At 43.9% G+C, this 16,505-nt stretch carries 11 protein-coding genes; 6 read left to right on the top strand and 5 right to left on the bottom strand.

What is annotated here, in order from left to right; all coding sequences use genetic code 11:
• The first annotated feature begins 339 nt into the window (after nt 1-339).
• The 5 genes from QT397_09680 (at nt 340) to QT397_09700 (ending at nt 6,361) form a co-directional block, all read left to right on the top strand.
• Nucleotides 340-1,134, top strand: coding sequence for a right-handed parallel beta-helix repeat-containing protein (locus tag QT397_09680; protein WNZ57589.1), 795 nt, complete (start codon nt 340-342; stop codon nt 1,132-1,134).
• 388 nt (nt 1,135-1,522) lie between these two features.
• Complete coding sequence (locus tag QT397_09685) at nt 1,523-2,611, top strand: hypothetical protein (protein WNZ57590.1); 1,089 nt, start codon at nt 1,523-1,525, stop codon at nt 2,609-2,611.
• Nucleotides 2,612-2,721: 110 nt separating this feature from the next.
• The gene (locus tag QT397_09690) at nt 2,722-3,126 is read left to right on the top strand and encodes a hypothetical protein (GenBank protein ID WNZ57591.1); all 405 of its coding nucleotides are present in this window, start codon (nt 2,722-2,724) and stop codon (nt 3,124-3,126) included.
• Nucleotides 3,127-3,140: 14 nt separating this feature from the next.
• A complete protein-coding gene (locus QT397_09695; protein ID WNZ57592.1) occupies nt 3,141-3,743 on the top strand; it encodes a hypothetical protein in 603 nt (200 codons plus the stop codon).
• Nucleotides 3,744-4,927: 1,184 nt separating this feature from the next.
• Nucleotides 4,928-6,361, top strand: coding sequence for an MFS transporter (locus tag QT397_09700; protein ID WNZ57593.1), 1,434 nt, complete (start codon nt 4,928-4,930; stop codon nt 6,359-6,361).
• 546 nt (nt 6,362-6,907) lie between these two features.
• Here QT397_09700 and QT397_09705 read toward each other — a convergent pair.
• The 5 genes from QT397_09705 to QT397_09725 form a co-directional block, all read right to left on the bottom strand.
• Nucleotides 6,908-9,952, bottom strand: a complete 3,045-nt coding sequence (locus QT397_09705; protein ID WNZ57594.1) for a thrombospondin type 3 repeat-containing protein — start codon at nt 9,950-9,952, stop codon at nt 6,908-6,910.
• A gap of 542 nt (nt 9,953-10,494) precedes the next feature.
• The gene (locus QT397_09710) at nt 10,495-11,049 is read right to left on the bottom strand and encodes a GNAT family N-acetyltransferase (protein ID WNZ57595.1); all 555 of its coding nucleotides are present in this window, start codon (nt 11,047-11,049) and stop codon (nt 10,495-10,497) included.
• A gap of 128 nt (nt 11,050-11,177) precedes the next feature.
• Entirely contained in the window at nt 11,178-12,239 is a 1,062-nt protein-coding gene (locus QT397_09715; protein WNZ57596.1) for a HupE/UreJ family protein, read from the bottom strand.
• Nucleotides 12,229-13,143 carry a peptidylprolyl isomerase gene (locus tag QT397_09720; GenBank protein WNZ57597.1) on the bottom strand — a complete coding sequence of 305 codons (915 nt, stop codon included), beginning with the start codon at nt 13,141-13,143 and terminating at the stop codon, nt 12,229-12,231. The genes QT397_09715 and QT397_09720 overlap by 11 nt, the downstream gene beginning before the upstream one ends.
• 105 nt (nt 13,144-13,248) lie before the next feature.
• Nucleotides 13,249-15,165, bottom strand: a complete 1,917-nt coding sequence (locus tag QT397_09725; GenBank protein ID WNZ57598.1) for a DUF3604 domain-containing protein — start codon at nt 15,163-15,165, stop codon at nt 13,249-13,251.
• 178 nt (nt 15,166-15,343) lie between these two features.
• Between QT397_09725 and QT397_09730 the strand changes: the two genes are divergently transcribed.
• A complete protein-coding gene (locus QT397_09730; protein WNZ57599.1) occupies nt 15,344-16,387 on the top strand; it encodes an AraC family transcriptional regulator ligand-binding domain-containing protein in 1,044 nt (347 codons plus the stop codon).
• Nucleotides 16,388-16,505: the final 118 nt, after the last annotated feature.

Here is a 16,505-nt window from a genome sequence, read left to right on the forward strand (position 1 = left end):
AATAGCCTGCCCATTCCTTTTTTATTAGATTTTGATCCTGAGTAGACAGAGAGCGTTTAAAAGCTAATAGGCTTTGCATAGCTACTTGCTAAATAGAAGGCGTTAATTTAAATGAAGACATTACGTCGTTTGATGTGCTTGGGTTTTATTAGGTCCTAGGCCGAAAGTATTATTCAGTGTCAATTTGTTTTAATTTCAAAATTTAAGGTATGAGAAAATTTTCTTATCGTTAAGTTAATAACCGTAGCTAGACTAAAAAATGCTTCGCCTCCGTTAAAAGTAAAATCTTCGGATGCGAACTTTATTAATTGTTTTTTTATAGACTTAAAGGTATAGCATATGAAACTAATGGATGTGAAGCTTCTAGTGTCAGCAATATTGGCTCTTCCCTTTGTGTCAGTGGCTGCGGTGGAGTGTGGAGATACTATTACAACCGCAGAGATTCTCACTGAAGATCTATTAAATTGTAGTAGTACGCCGGCACTAACGATTGAAGGGCCAACTGGAAGTTTAGATATGAATGGATTCACCTTGGAGTGTGGCGGTGGATCTACTAGGGGGATTGACGTCTTGGGTATCGCGGCCGTTCTTTCAAATGGAGTGGTGGATGGGTGTGCCACAGGTATTCTTGTGGATGGGGATGGATTTCATAGTATTCAAACGATGACTGTGCAAAATGGTATTGAAACAGGAATCTGGTTGATAAGCGAGAATAATATCGTAAGCGGATCTACTGCTACTGGTTTTTTTACTCGAGGGATGGAGCTTGATGGTGCTAATAATAGTGCGGTTAGAAATTTCCTAATAGATAATCAAGGAGGGGCATCTCGTGGGTTATATATTGGTGGTGATAACGCGTTCGTTGCTCAAAACTTCTGCGACAGTAATAATGAAGGCGGAATAGTAATTGGGCCTTCATCAGGCGGGTTAGTTGTTCAAAACATAGTGACAAATAATGGGCAGACTGGAATATCAATGGAGGGAGGGGGTCAAAGTGATTATTTGATTACCGGAAACATAGCAACAGGAAATCCGGATGGTGATTTGGTTGATTCAAATCCGGATGCCTGTATGTCTACAAATTTATGGTATGGAAATATTTTTGATACGGCTGATCCGAGTTGTTTAGATTAAATAATAATCTATGGAGTAGTCGAATTGTATGGCTGCTCCTTCATTTATTAGTAAGAAATACTCACTCTCTGGTTGCTCGCCTGTGTAAACAGGATACTTTCTTCCCACTAGCATACAACTAATCTCTCATAGAAAAACCTCTGTTTCTTATCAATACTGAATTCAGCATCGTTTTATTACTCAAGAAGTATCGCAATATTGATGTTTGTATGCGAAGTAGTATGAGTTTGACTTATGAAGCTAGTCATTCAACTGTCACCGCCCGCCCCTAAGTGGCCCATGCAGTGCGCCACGACCTCAATATTTGTTCTACTCAATGATGCTGCTTTCTTGAAAACATCGTCGTAAAAGCTTTCGAGCTGGACCTGTCATCTTTAAGGAGTATTAGATGAGCATGTACAGACCTGTTGCAGCAACTGTTTTACTTTCAATGATTGGAACTGCCGCTTTTGCAGCAGATAACACCTATGATGTCCTCCAGGTAGGCTCGGGTAATACGGCCAATTCAGACCAAAGTGATCCCTCCGCAATTGGCAATACAGTTATTCAAATCCAGGTGGGCGATGACAATGAGGTGAATGCAACCCAGAATCTTTTTACTTCTTTCAGTTTGATTCAGCAATCCCAAATTGGTGATAGCAACTATATAGAATCAACTCAGAGCGGCTCAGTGTTATCAAGCACCTTTGTGGAGCAGGTTGGTAGTAATAACTCGACAGGTACTCTACAGCAATTTGCTGAACTCAGTACTTTACTGGTAGTTCAAATTGGTGAGAATCATGACACATCCCTAATTCAATCTGGGACTCTTGGCGAATTTGTCAGTGTCATACAATTAGGCGATTCAAGTAACATAACTGTTATTCAAAATGGAACTGCCGGGAATACAGTCTCATCCCTTCAGGAGGGTAGTGATCAGGGTGCGATAATTGTGCAAAATTTGAGCGTCGGGAATAGTGTCACTACAGAACAATTTGGAAGCTCTCACGATTTAGATGTGAGTCAAACCCTTGCCTTTGATTCTACTGTTATTATTTCCCAGGCTGGGAGTAATAACCAAGCAGAGACTTCCCAGCAATCGATTGGGAATTACAGTGAAATACGACAGGCAGGAGAAGGGCTGTTCGCTAGACATTCTCAGGCTGGTGTCTCTAATGAAGCCTATTCCCTACAGTTTGGTAATTCAAATAGTGCCGAACTCTTGCAGGCAGGTGACTTTAGCGTATCCCAGAGTGAACAATTCGGCAGCTCTAATACTGCCGAAACTGCACAGACTGGTGGTTTTAATGATGCAGGTATTTTGCAGCTAGGAGGGTCCGGAAACTCTTCAGTGATAGCTCAGCTTGCTAGTTTCAATACAGGAACTACTTCCCAGCTAGGCAATTCTAATCAGGTCACTTTAAGCCAGACGACGATCAACAATACTGCATCTGCCACCCAGGTAGGTGATAGTAATATTGTCTTAGGGTTACAGTAAATCCTGATATAAATATTTTTTAATTATTTAATGTTCAAGGTTGAATATTTGTTTATACAGATATTTAGCAGTTGGCTACTCTGTAGCCGGCTGCTTAAAAGGAGTTAGTGATGAATGTGATGAAGCCTATTTCACTCGGCGTGTTTGTTGCGATGGCCAGTGCAGTCGCTTTTTCTGCCGATAACACTTATCAGGTTACACAGATTGGAAGTGGAAATTCTGCAACTGGTGAACAGAGTGACCCAACAGTAAATGGTAGTACGATTATACAATTGCAGATTGGTGAGAGTAACCAAGCTGTTGCTATGCAGGAATCATCGACAGAATTTAGCACGATTATCCAGAGGCAAGTCGGTAGTAACCTCTCTGCAAATGCTGTGCAAATGGATTCCGTCTTGTCAACATCAATACAAAATCAGTTTGGAGAGGGAGTTCTGCAAACTCGCTTCAGGCAGATACGGAAGGTGATTATTCCTACGTTTTTCAGGCTGGATCAAATCATGATATTTCTGTGATACAGGCTGATAGTGTGAATGATTCTGGCAGTATTACTCAATTAGGCAGATCCAATACAGGTTTTCTATCTCAAACTAATGGTTTTGGTAATATGGCAACTATGGTTCAGGTCGGTGAAAGCCTGAATTTCCTTATGAGTCAGGATTCAGGTGTAGAAAATAATGCATTGGGTTTTCAGGCGGGAAACTCAATGATAGTGAGTATTACGCAAAACTCAGCGTCATTCTCCAACTCTGTAGCTCTGCAGGGAGGCAATACTAATTTAATTGACAATACTCAGCAGGGGGTTGGTCACGATAGTTTTGCTGTTCAAAATGGCACCAGTCTTGAAATTATTCACTTGCAAATTGGAGCTTTTAATACGGCATTAACGGAGCAGTTTGGTGGATTAAATTCTGCAGAGACCGTACAGAGTAATGGATTTAACTTTGCAGAAACACTGCAGTTTAGTGGTTTGCTCAATACCTCGCTAATAGTACAGCTGGAGAGTTTTAATACCGCTGTTGCAGTGCAAACCGGTGATACTAACCAGTTGACGCTTAGTCAAACAACACTTAACAATCTAGCTACCGCAAGCCAGCTGGGGGATAATAATGTAGTGCTGGGTCTACAATAGTGTTATTTCATCTTTGAATATATGTGAAATAGAGCTTCCCAGTTTAGGAAGCTCTATTTGTAGGTTGCTATCAGGTATAGGTTACCAGGTCTTTTTTTCAAGTTGAATTTATGGGTTCTTATTTTAAGTTTTTCTTATCTTCTGAATTTTTAGCTCTAAAACTTATATGGGAGAATATTTAAAATTTATTAACTCTTAGAAATGCTGTGAGGCTACCAGTGAAGAAAAAGATAAGTGATTCCCTGGGCACAATATATTTTCTTTAATTTCGATCATGGCCAGGCTTCTATGCAACGAATTGAGAAGGTTGTTTATCTAGTTGTGCAGGAAATTTTATATTCCTAGTGAAATGGTGGAGTGTTGGGTCCAAGTGCTAGTAGTGAGCTACTTTAAGTATACTTCTCAAATCTAATGGAAGTTATATCCCTTGGCGTTGTATGGGGTCGGTGTGAATAGCGGTAAGAATAATATTCACTTATAAGGAAGTCTCTTAAGAAACAGGTAAGTGTCAGATCGCGTCTGTGCTAGCCCGGTAAAATTGATTGCATAATCATGGGTTAGTTTGTGTTTGGTGTCTATGCAAACTTAGTTTTATATTCATAGAGCCTCTCGTTATTTTTCTTTTTCCAGTGCGTGTTGAGGTCCGTTCTTTACTTGCTCTTTGGTCTTTTTTGTATTGCCACCATGTTTTCGCCAATTTTTCCCAACTACTTCATTACTCCGGTGTGTTGATAAAGGCAGTATCATGGACTTACCTTTTTAGATTTATATTTTCCTAAGCTTTAAGTTGAAATCCTCACAGGAAATTTTAGGACTTTGCGTTGAGCCTTCTTGCCTACATCGCCAATTGTTCCATCCTTGCTTGAGATTTATCCGGTCAATCGGTAGGCCCGTAAAACTAACGATAATATAATGATCAATGGGTTTCTGTGTAAGAGGTGATATGAGTTTATTGAAGTTCTGGCTAGTTCGCTGCCCATACAAGTTCTTGTAGTTATCAATGGCTGAAAATCATAGATACGCTAAAGTGTGTTTTCACCTAAAAATGTCACCAATTGCCTCCCCCTAATGTAGTTACAGGTAGCACCTACCGATTCTTCTTTATTCTTATATTTAAATAAACTAGCTGTCATCACTTTGGGCTAGTGTTATTCCAACTCATAGGGACATTTAAGAAGGCGATCATGGAGAGGAAACAGTCTGATGGCACTTCAAATCCGTCACCGACTAAAAATGCCCAGTTGAGCGAACACCGTTCTGCAGACTATTACATTGATGAAACCCCTGTTTGGCGTGATGGAACCTCTATTCCCCAAAATATTTTTACGTCAATGCAGTGGCGAATCTGGTGGCTTGCTACAGCTGGTAAATTCTTTGAGGGTATGATCGTCTTTATGACCGGGGTATCTCATACTCTGATCGCTAAAGAATTTGGTTTATCTGCCTTTAGTGTTGGCTTTGTGACATCGGCGACATTGTTTGGCATTCTGGTTGGGGCGATAATCCTGGGAGGGCTGAGCGATTTCTATGGCCGGCGGAAAATGTTCATTGTAGAGATGATCATGTTTATCTTTTTCCTTGTGATATTGACCTTCGCACAGTCTTATCTCGTGATTGTTTTTTCCTTGTTTGGCCTGGGGTTGGCGCTTGGATGTGATTATCCCACGGCTCACATGATGATCTCTGAAAGCATGCCATCGCGCTTGCGGGGTAGGCTGGTGCTCGGAGCCTTCAGTTTTCAGGCCGTTGGGATGTTAGTAGGAACTGGTCTCGCATTTTTGGTCCTCTCTTGGTATCCCTCACTGGAAGCTTGGCGGTATATGTATGCTGCGGCGATTATTCCAGCGATTTTGATCATGGTTGGTCGTTTCTACATTCCCGAGAGTGCGATGTGGCTTCTGGCTAAAGGTCGTATGCCAGAGGCGGAGAAATCTATTAGCCAACTTTTGAAAAGAGATCCGCCATACCCGTCCAGATTCTTATTGAAGAATGTTGCCACAGCGGAGACGAATGAGAAAAAGATAGGTGAACTATCGAGTATTAAGCATTTACTTCAGGATAAGAATTCTCGAAAAGCAATCAAACTCTCCTCTATTCCCTGGTTTTTGCAGGATTTGGGAACCTATGGCGTTGGTATCTTCACGCCAGTAATTTTAGCGAATGTGTTGGGATATGCGTCACCCCATGCCCGCTCCATTTCGGAATTAATCCATAACAAAGTCGAGGCGGCGAAAGGGGCAGCATTAATCGATGTAATGCTGGTAGTTGGCGTTATTCTAGCAATTATATTTGTGGATAGGGTGGGGCGTATCCGATTGCAAGTTCTTGGCTTCCTTGGTTGTGCACTCGGCCTTCTTATTGCCGCCTATGGAGAGTCTTTAAACACTAGCCAGCAGTTACCATTCATTTTCGGGGGGCTTATGTTGTTCAACTTGATGAATAATCTGGGGCCAAATTCTCAGACTTATCTAATCGCTGGGGAGGTATTCCCGACCCGCTATCGTGGTGCTGGTGCGGGATTGGCCGCATCTATCTCAAAGTTCGGGGGTGTTGCAATCGCATTTTTTTTCCAATTTTACTTAGCGACATTGGCGCAAGTATGTTGCTTAGTGCACTAGCGGTGACTTCCTTGATTGGCGCAATGATAACCTGGAAGTACCGGATAGAAATGACGGGGAAGTCACTTGATGACGTTGGCTAATCATTAAAAAAAGCCATGGAGTTCCTCGTCAAGTACTTCACCTTCGAATGTACAGATACATCTGCATGTTATTGATAATGGCAAGCCCATATTTTTTCTAAAGTCTAATTGCAGCTGGAATGGTTTCTGAGAGGCGTTCGAGTGACTATAAGTTTAATTGTCAACTATGCTAAAAAATAAGCCGGCCAATATATAGTTAACTTACTGGTCAGTAATTATAAGGCGCTCCGCTGTCAATTTGATCAGGCCTATCTTGCATGTTTAAAAAAGTTTTATTTTTTAGGATTTTTGATTTTTTAATTTTTGGTGTGTGGGCATTAGGTGAGTGGAAATTAAGTTCTTTGGTTTGCGTTCTTTATTGTTTTAAAGGTTGGAATTAGTTTTCCTTATGTGCTTTATTCCTTTCAATTTGATTGTAAATAAAAAGCCCCGGCGTACCGGGGCTTTTTATTTCTTCTTTTAGTTATGGCTGGCCCACAGCTTTTGAGCAGGCCAGGTAAACATCCAGTTGATTATTGGTAAAGCTCAATCCTTCCAGCGTTAATTTCACCTGATCAAAGTCGCTATTGGTGGTGACTAATAGCAGGCGGTGATTGCGAGCACCGTTGACTTTAAATGGGGCCAGACGATACCCGCTGGTGGACTCTCCAGTAGCTACTCCATCCAAGTATGTACTGATTGTGATGGTGTTGAGGTAGATGATATCCAGCAGTGGTGTGGTGTGCTCTACCAGGAAACCGACCACATGGCGTCCCTCTTTAACCGAGTGGTGGTTGATTTGAATATGGGTAGAGCCGCCCGCACCGCTGACAACTTCCATTCTGGCTGCATCAGATAGGACGCCGTTAAATACCCTTTCTACTGCAGTAATAGAACATCCATCACAGGGCTGTTCAATTCCGTAAGTCAGGTCTGCATCTACACCGTTAACGATCTCCAAGTCTTCAAACGCTGCACAGGACAGGCCTGATTCGAGGTCGCAGGCATCGCCGATACCATCGTTATCAGAGTCCTCCTGCTCGGGATTGTGAGTCTGGGGACAGTTATCGAGATCGTTTTCTACTCCGTCCCCATCCAGGTCTGCATCGCAAACATCTCCCACTCCATCACCATCAGTATCGGTTTGGTTTGGATTTGGAATCGCGGGGCAGTTGTCGACGGTATCATCCAGCCCGTCATCGTCACGGTCGTTATCGCAGACGTCTCCGGCACCGTCGTTATCGCCGTCTTCTTGCCCTGGATTCGGAATCATTGGGCAGTTGTCGACGTCATCATTAACGCCGTCACCATCCAGGTCTTCGTCACAGGCATCCCCAAGACCGTCACCGTCAGTATCGGTTTGGTCGTTTGGCGTTAGTGGACAATTGTCATCGGTGTTGTCCGTGCCATCACCATCGGCATCGCTATCACACTCATCGCCGACACCGTCACCATCCGTGTCCGTTTGATTCGGATTGGGGATGGCTGGGCAATTGTCTTCACCGTCATCGTGGCCATCATTGTCGGTATCACTGTCATCGTCACAAACATCACCGATGCCGTCACCGTCCTGATCGGCTTGATCATCATTTGGAATAGCCGGGCAGTTGTCGGAAGTGTCCGGGACTGTGTCACCATCCCGGTCGCTGTCACAGACATCGCCAACGCCATCCTGATCGATATCCGACTGATCGCTGTTGGCAGTATCCGGGCAGTTATCGTTAGCGTTATCTACGCCGTCGTTATCGTTGTCGCCGTCGCAGGCATCGCCGATTCCGTCGTTATCACTATCTTCCTGTAGTGTATTGCTGACGTAGGGGCAGTTATCGTCGTCATTGAAGATACCATCGCCATCAAGGTCTGGATCACAGGCATCACCGACTGAATCGCCGTCAGTATCCGTTTGATTACTATTGGATTCAGTGGGGCAGTTATCGGCTATGTCATCGACGCCGTCGTTGTCGTCGTCGCTATCACAGATATCGCCACTGCCATCCCCGTCAGTATCAAGTTGGTCTGAGTTGGGGATCGATGGGCAGTTGTCGTCATCGTTATCGGTGCCGTCGCCGTCCAGATCGCTATCGCAGGCATCCCCGACACCATCTCCATCCTGATCAGTTTGATCGGTGTTGGGGATGAGGACACAGTTGTCGACGCTGTCAGGTACCTGATCGCCGTCGACATCGGTATTGTCATCGCAGGCATCTCCGTAACCATCACCATCTGTATCTGTTTGATTTGCGTTGGGTACAAGCGGGCAGTTGTCATTTTCATTTTCAACGCCGTCATCATCGCGATCGCTGTCGCAGGCATCGCCAGTGCCGTCGCCGTCGGTATCGGTTTGATCATCGTTGGCAACGGCCGGACAGTTGTCATTACTATCGTCTATACCATCGCCGTCATCGTCGCTGTCACAGCTATCGCCTTGCCCGTCACCATCGATATCGCTCTGGTCTGAATTGGCGGTAGCAGGGCAGTTGTCATCGTCGTTATCAATACCGTCACCATCCTGGTCGCTATCACAGGCATCGCCGACACCGTCTTCGTCGATATCACTTTGGTCGCTATTGCTATGGCTGGGGCAGTTGTCGACCTCATCCTCGACAGAGTCATTGTCGTCGTCGCTGTCACAGGCGTCGCCAATGCCATCTCCGTCGTTATCGTCTTGGCTTGGGTTGTGGGTGGATGGGCAGTTGTCATCTTCGTTATCGATGCCGTCACTGTCCGCATCGTCATCGCAGGCATCGCCTATACCATCGCCATCCTGGTCGGTTTGTGAGGAGTTGGCTGCGGTTGGGCAGTTGTCGTCTTGATCGTCTACGCCGTCACCGTCGTCATCGCTGTCACAAGCATCGCCAATGCCGTCGCCGTCAAGGTCGGCTTGATCTGGGTTGGATACGGCTGGGCAGTTATCCTGGCCATCGTCGTGGCCGTCATTGTCAGTATCGCTATCTTCGTCACAGGCGTCGCCGATACCGTCATTGTCCTGATCTGATTGGTCTGGGTTGGCTACGTCCGGACAGTTATCCAAGCTGTCGGTGTAATTGTCCCCGTCGCGGTCGTTGTCGCACACATCCCCGACGCCGTCGCCATCGATATCACCCTGCTCACTATTTGAATCAGCAGGGCAGTTGTCAGAATCGTTGGGGACATTGTCGCCATCCAGATCACTGTCACAGGCATTGCCTATGCCGTCGCTATCACTGTCGGCTTGGTCCGAATTTGGGGTTTGTGGGCAGTTGTCTGAAGTGTCTGGGTGGGAGTCGCCATCGTCATCAGTATCACAGGTATCACCGCTGCCGTCGCCATCTAAATCTTCCTGGTCTGAATTACTAACACTCGGACAATTGTCATTATCATCATCGATACCGTCACCATCTGAGTCTGTGACGCCAGGGGGCGGGAGCAAGTCATCGGCGGCATCGCCCCGGCCTCCATCAGAACCGCAGGCACTTAAAAGCACCAATGAAAATAGTATCGCAATAAGCGAAGGTAGACGCATGGTCATAATCTCCCGAACAAAATCCATTTTTGTTATCTGTCGGACAAGCGCAGTAGACCTATAAAAAATACGCCTGCAATAAATCATTTATGCTGGCGCACTTGGACTCCGGCTTATTTTTAGATAGATGTCATTATTTTGGTTGTGCGTATTTCTAATACTAAAGTTATGTCGCACAACCGTTTATGAGTGTGGTAACTATGCGTTCTTTCTCACTAAAAGTGTGATGAATGGCGAAATTTTGGCGGGATAATTTATGGGTGATAAAGCGTGTAATTAGTGAAGACAAATTTACGCCATAAAATATAATGGAATAGATAATTTGACAGCTTGATTTGCTGTTGCGATTGACTCTTTCTAAAGTGGAATCTGATTCTGAGCCTGATTAAGCCGCTGCTAAGATGGGGAGTTACCCCGCCATTTCTAGTTGATTATAAATCTTGCAGGCAGGTATTTAGATCGAAGTATATTGACTAAGCCTTATTTAATAACACTCTTTGAAATCGCCTGGTGTAAATCAGGTGAGTCAAGGGCATCGACATCACCTGGGTTTATAGGCTGTGAACTTTCTATTTAAGATTTAACTTCATTTCCATAAGTGATGGTTGGAAGCCAACTTTTTCATAGGCTTTTATCGCTGAGCTATTTTGAGAGTAAACATCAAGATAAAAATCTTGAACTCCATTCTTTTTACCCCATGCAATTAATTTTTCTATTAGCTTTGAGTTAATGCCCTTTCCTCGGTGTGCTGGTGATACATACATAAAACCCAGATAAGCATGCCGCTCATGATCAAGAGATATTTTTGAGCTTCGAATCTGGGCATATCCCGTTCCAATAACCTCACCTTCGATTTCAACTACCAGAAGATGTGAGTCATCAGATAGTATCAACTTCTCCATATCATAATAGAATGCTGATTCAGCTTTAATGGATGAATTGTATGGCCTTTCGGCTTCGATAAGACACTGTTCCAGCTTAAGTAAATCAGGAAGGTCTTCTATAAGTGCTGTTCTAAAATTTAACATCTCTATTTTCAGTGGTGATAGATTTGGTAATGAAAACTGCTCCAACTCTACAAAGGCCTGTATCTGACTTTGGTGTGGGCTAACAAAGCTAGACAAATTTCTATTGAGTGGCGGTTAATTCATACTTGTATCTGGCCTCTACTGCAGGCCGTGATCTGTGTGATTGCGTGAGGATAGCAGATTGTAAGTCTTGAAGCAGCTTTTGTGATTCAAGCCTTGCTTGTTTAGGAAATTAGCCCCAGGGCCCTGTCAATTGTCCAATACCCGCTGGCTATTCCAACTGGATAAATAGCGTATTTTGATTGTGTTAGAAAGTGTTGATACAAAATTGAGATCTTCCGGTTCGAGAATATCCACTGAACTGTAGATGATAAGAAAATCAAAACCAAGACAAATAATATCTGCCCCAGTTCTACACCTATATTAAAGCTAAATAATGCGGTGATTTTACTGCTGTGAGGAAGGCCTAATTCCGCTAGCGCACTGGCAAAACCAAATCCGTGAAGTAACCCAAAGCCACTGGCAACAATCGCAGGATAGCGTCGGGTTAAGCTCGTTTTACTCTGTCCATTATGCGCGTATACAATTTCTGCGGCTAACAGCATAATGCTCAATGGGATCAACACTTCAACAACATCTACTCTTATGGTGAATAAGTCTAAACTTGCGAGTCCCAGGGTGAGGGAGTGGCCTAATGTAAATCCGCTAATCGCTATTAAAGTGCTTCTAAAGTTTTTGGCGATAAAGACTAAACATAATACGAATAGTAAGTGATCATAGCCCTCTAATATATGTAAGAAACCTGCTTCAATATATTGTTTGACACAATCCCAAATAGTTAGGCGGGAAGGTAAATTTATCTCTAAGACCTTGGGGCCATTAAAGAGATTAATAGTGTCACCGTCTGATTTTTCAAAATGAATTAAGCTCGATAAGGCTGGATTGGCAATGGGGTATGTGATTTTTATTGTTAGGGGATTATATAGCCTTGTAAAATTGTTTGGGTGGGGGTTCCTGCATAGGTAACTCTTCACATTGGGTCCGGCAGGCCCTGTTATCTCTGGTTGTATTTGGCAGAATTCGCCCTTTAAGTGTATCTCAGGTTCAGTGCCTGGCTGCATGATAGGCGGGACTTTCCATCGAAGGATATATTTGCTTTCTGCGACCTCATTTAACTCAATGTATATCGGTCTTCCATCATGAGCGAAACTAAAATTACTAATTGTTGTAAGTAACAATAAGAATAGAAGGGCTTTGATGATCTTGTAGGGATTTTTAGTTGGCATAGGTGATATCCACAGGTACATATGGTATCGAGGCATCCCTCTCTATTCTGTATCCTGCCAACAGCTCTTGTATCCTAAGTTGTCTGTTTTCCTCCATTTTATTTCGTCGAAAATCCTCAAGTACTAAGGGGGAGGCTTCTCTAAAGCTGGGTAGACGGCTTGTTTTGTTTTCACTAACCAAAATTAGATGTAGACCATACGGGGATTCAAATGGACCGGACCAGGTATTCAATGGTAGTTGAAAGATACTTTCTGCCAATTCATCGCCGAAGTGGCTGGCCACTAGATGGAGAGTGCGATCTACATAATTCCGGTGAAAGATGAATCTGTCTCCGTAGCGGGCGGACTCCTCGAATGGAACTGACTGCTTTATTAAGTGGTTCAAGCTCTGCTTAACAGTCTTCTCTAACTTTTCTTTAGAGTGACGTCTAAAATCAAAGAAAACATGAGTGAAGGTAATGGATGCTTCAATTCGATATTTTTCGCGATGAAGCTGGAAGTAGTTTTCCAGGTCTTCTTCACTAATGTCAGTGTTACTGGAAAAGCCTCCATTTACATAGTCCAGCTTTTGGATAAGGCGTCGTCGTATAATCTGATCATGCTTCTGTAGGCCTAGATTAAGGGCTTCACGGTAAAGTACTTCTTCTTTAATGTAATCATTAATCAGGTTGGACTTTTCTGGTTGAGTCAAGCCCTCCCAATAACGTCGTGCAAAACTCTGGTTAAATGTTTTTTTCTGGAATTGGAGGTGCTCAATTAGTATGTCCTCGCTGATAAGCAAGGTGTCTTCATAGTTGGTTCCATTTTCCTCTATTAACAACTCTGCGACAATGAATAGTACTAAAGCGATAATAGAAAAGTGTACCAAAGGCTCCCTTTTCAGAATCTCTAATTTATGCTGCATAAAGCTTCCTCCATTGAAACCTGTAGAGAGTATTGATATCAGTATGCAAGCTACTTTTTTAAATATTCTATTTGCTTGCTGTAGCGTCGAGGCATCCTATCGGTATCAGGGGGTATACCAAATTGGGGATGTATAAGCGCGCTCCTGGATAACAGCGGGTCCTTCAGAGGGTATCTGAATATTTCCGTTGTTAATTTCTTTTACGGCCACTGCATCGTAAAGTGAATGGCGAGGAGTAGGGATTTGTAATACCCGAACATAGTAAAATGCTCTTTCGTTCACATTAAAACTTGGATCCTGCCACAAGGTTGATAACTCAATAGAACCAATATTGTTAGTGTATTGCCCCGTTTCTCGACTCACGGTATCACCCACTGGCTTTAACTGACCTTGGTTATTAAGAGTGCGCTCCCCAGACCAAGCAACATTAATTACTTTCTCATGACTTTTTCCCGTTGCGTCTAACCAAGATTTTACCACCTGAACTCGATCCAGATTTGCTCCTTTAGGATCTTTTGTCGCGCGTATAAGTAGCTGAATTGGTTGGTCAGTTCCTTGTGGTTTGACTAAATCACCCCCCATAGGTACTCCATGGGAATAACCTAGTTCAGCAATATTTTCAGCATCGATAGCGTGTTTCGGAAAATTCCAGCCTGCAAAGACGCGCACCTGAATTCGAGGGCCTGTAGTGGCGTATACCTCACGACGTTTAAATGCAGCGAAAAGGCTTTCTCTGGTATTTTCTTCTGCCCAAGCGGCGGCGAGTCCAGAAGCAGACATGTTCCAACCTGTAGCCTTGGTTCCGCCAATGACAGTGTTAGTTCGCTTGCTGCTTGGTACTGAATCATGAGCAAACTTGCCCCAAAAGTTGTTCTCCTCAGCAGTTGACATACCAGTATGTGAATCTGTGGACCCCACAAACCCCAGCTTATAAGGGTTTACACCAATTTTCTCCTGTATTTCCAGCCCTGAACGTAAGGCGAATCGGACGAAATCACCTCTAGCGACACGGTACGACTCCGGGTCAGCTTGTAGGTAGAATGGATAATTCTCAAAGTCTGCGAAAGGATCGTCCGGGGAAAGCGTTGAATGGGTTTCTGAGTCTCCCTTAATTTGTGTTATTTCAACCAGGGGCTCCCAGCGCATGCGTGTACGCGCATACTGTGTATCAATTGGCTCACCACGCAGAGTGGTTTCTGCAAACATATACCCTTTAGACACATTGGAATTGTGGGGGATCGCAATGAATTCACTGCCAGTTCGTTTAGATGTCTCATCTAACCAGTGCCACAAATCTTCTGGGTACTGGCTCTGATCAGACCCAAAAGGAAGATACTGCTTAGCTTTTTCCGCCCCATCAGGAGAGACTACCACCCGGTGTAAGTTGGCCCCGGTTGGTGTTGAGCTCCATTCCCAGCCAATAAAACTGGTAAAAGTGCCCGGGTTATTATGGCGCTCTGCGGCATCGACTATTGCGCTCCATGCGCTTGTCCGGGTCTTATCCAGATCTCCAAGAACGGGCTCAGGGGGCGTGTTAGCTGGGTCCTGGACAGGGTCAGCGGGAGCTACTGTGTCTAGCGCCTTTTTGGGCAGTAACTCATTGAAAATATCCATACCTTCATTTATTGAGACTTTATATCTAATATGCTGCTTGGCAAACCAGCGCATCATTGACTGGTATAAGGACATATCGCTGTCGAGCTCATCTGTTTGATTCACCACTGCCCTCATAACTCCCAGCCCTTCAGCGTGATCTGAAACCACGAGAAAATCCAACGGGGTGTCTATACGTACTTTTGCATGAGTGTAGGGGTGAATAACCGGCTGCCCCTTGGCCCACCGATAAGCGGTGTCCGGAGTTGCCGAATAATTTTGGCTTAAGAAGGCATCGAATGAGTAGGAGGTATGAAGGTGCATATCTCCCCAGAAAACCTGAGTGGGCTCACTAGCAGTAACACTTAGGTGAGTGATGGATAATGTAACCCCTACCAGACGTGCTATTCTTTTTATGGGATTTTTCATATTTCCAATTACCAGCGTCGGCTGGCTATCTTTTAGGTGACTAGATCCTCTTAACATGTCAGGATCGTTAGGATAATCTTGGTAAATAAGGAAGTGATTGATTAGATGCTAATCATTTGGCTTTTAGGTTTCTTTGCAAATAAAGCCAATCTCTTGACCAATTAGGACACACTTGTAGATGGCTGAGTATGGACACACGACCATTGCAACTTGGGTATTACCTATTATTGAGGCCCTAAAACCATTCTGTTCTACCCAAGAAATTTTGCAGCGTGCAGAAATTGACCCCAAATGCATAGTGGATGCGAACCAGAGAATTCCTTTAGAGAATATGAAAAAACTATGGGGGCTCGCTGAATCTATATCAGGTGATGATTGTATCGGCCTGCAAGTCACTAAGTATGTGAATCATACAAACCTTCACGCTCTAAGCTATGCCCACTTGGCCAGTAGCTCCATCAGGGAGAGTTTACTAAGATCTGCTCGATTCTCAGAAGTGGTTACCACCGCTATGCGAATCAATGTTCATGATGAACAGCAGCAAGTAGTAGTATCCTGGGAAAAGGTTGACAACTTCCCATATGATCCAAGTATTCATGCTATAGATGCCTTTATGGCTTTGCTAATAAAGTCCATCAGAAAGATATGCCCTGATGTGCATCATCATTTGATTTCAATTAATCTGGAGAGGCACAGACCTGCCACCCTTGAGCGGCATAAATTGATGTATAAATGCCCAATTAACTTTTCGGCAGACATTTGTGAGATTAGATTTAAACAAGAGTTTGTTGATCGAAAGCTCTCTTCGGGAAACGATGAGCTGGTCAGGGTCAACGAGCAAGCCCTAATTGGTTACTTGGAGCGTTTGCAGAAGAATGACATAGTTAGCATGACCAGTAGAGTACTTGTTGATCTGGTGTCTTCAGGTAATTTTTCACAAGAGGTCGTGGCCAAGGAACTTGGTATTAGTTGCCGTGGTTTGCATAGAAAACTAAAAGAAAGAGGTTCCAGTTATCAGACTGTTCTAGATGAAATACGCCAGCATCAGGCTGTACAGTATCTTAAGCAAAGCGATACCCCGATCACGTCAATCGCCTACAAATTAGGGTTCTGTGATACCAGTAGTTTTTCGAGAAGCTTTAAAAAATGGACTGGGCAATCTCCACGAGAGTTTCGGGGTAAGCATAGTAGAGATACCTCAACAGAAATCTGTATAGATTAAGAGCGATTTAATATCACAACATGTGAGAATGCCCGGCAGCGCCGACTCATATTGTCGAGTACCTCATCATCAAATTGAAACCTCTCTATAATTGTTGCGACCCACCAGTTATAGTGGC

The organism is Microbulbifer sp. MKSA007, assembly GCA_032615215.1.
In the GTDB taxonomy this organism is placed as follows: Bacteria; Pseudomonadota; Gammaproteobacteria; order Pseudomonadales; family Cellvibrionaceae; genus Microbulbifer.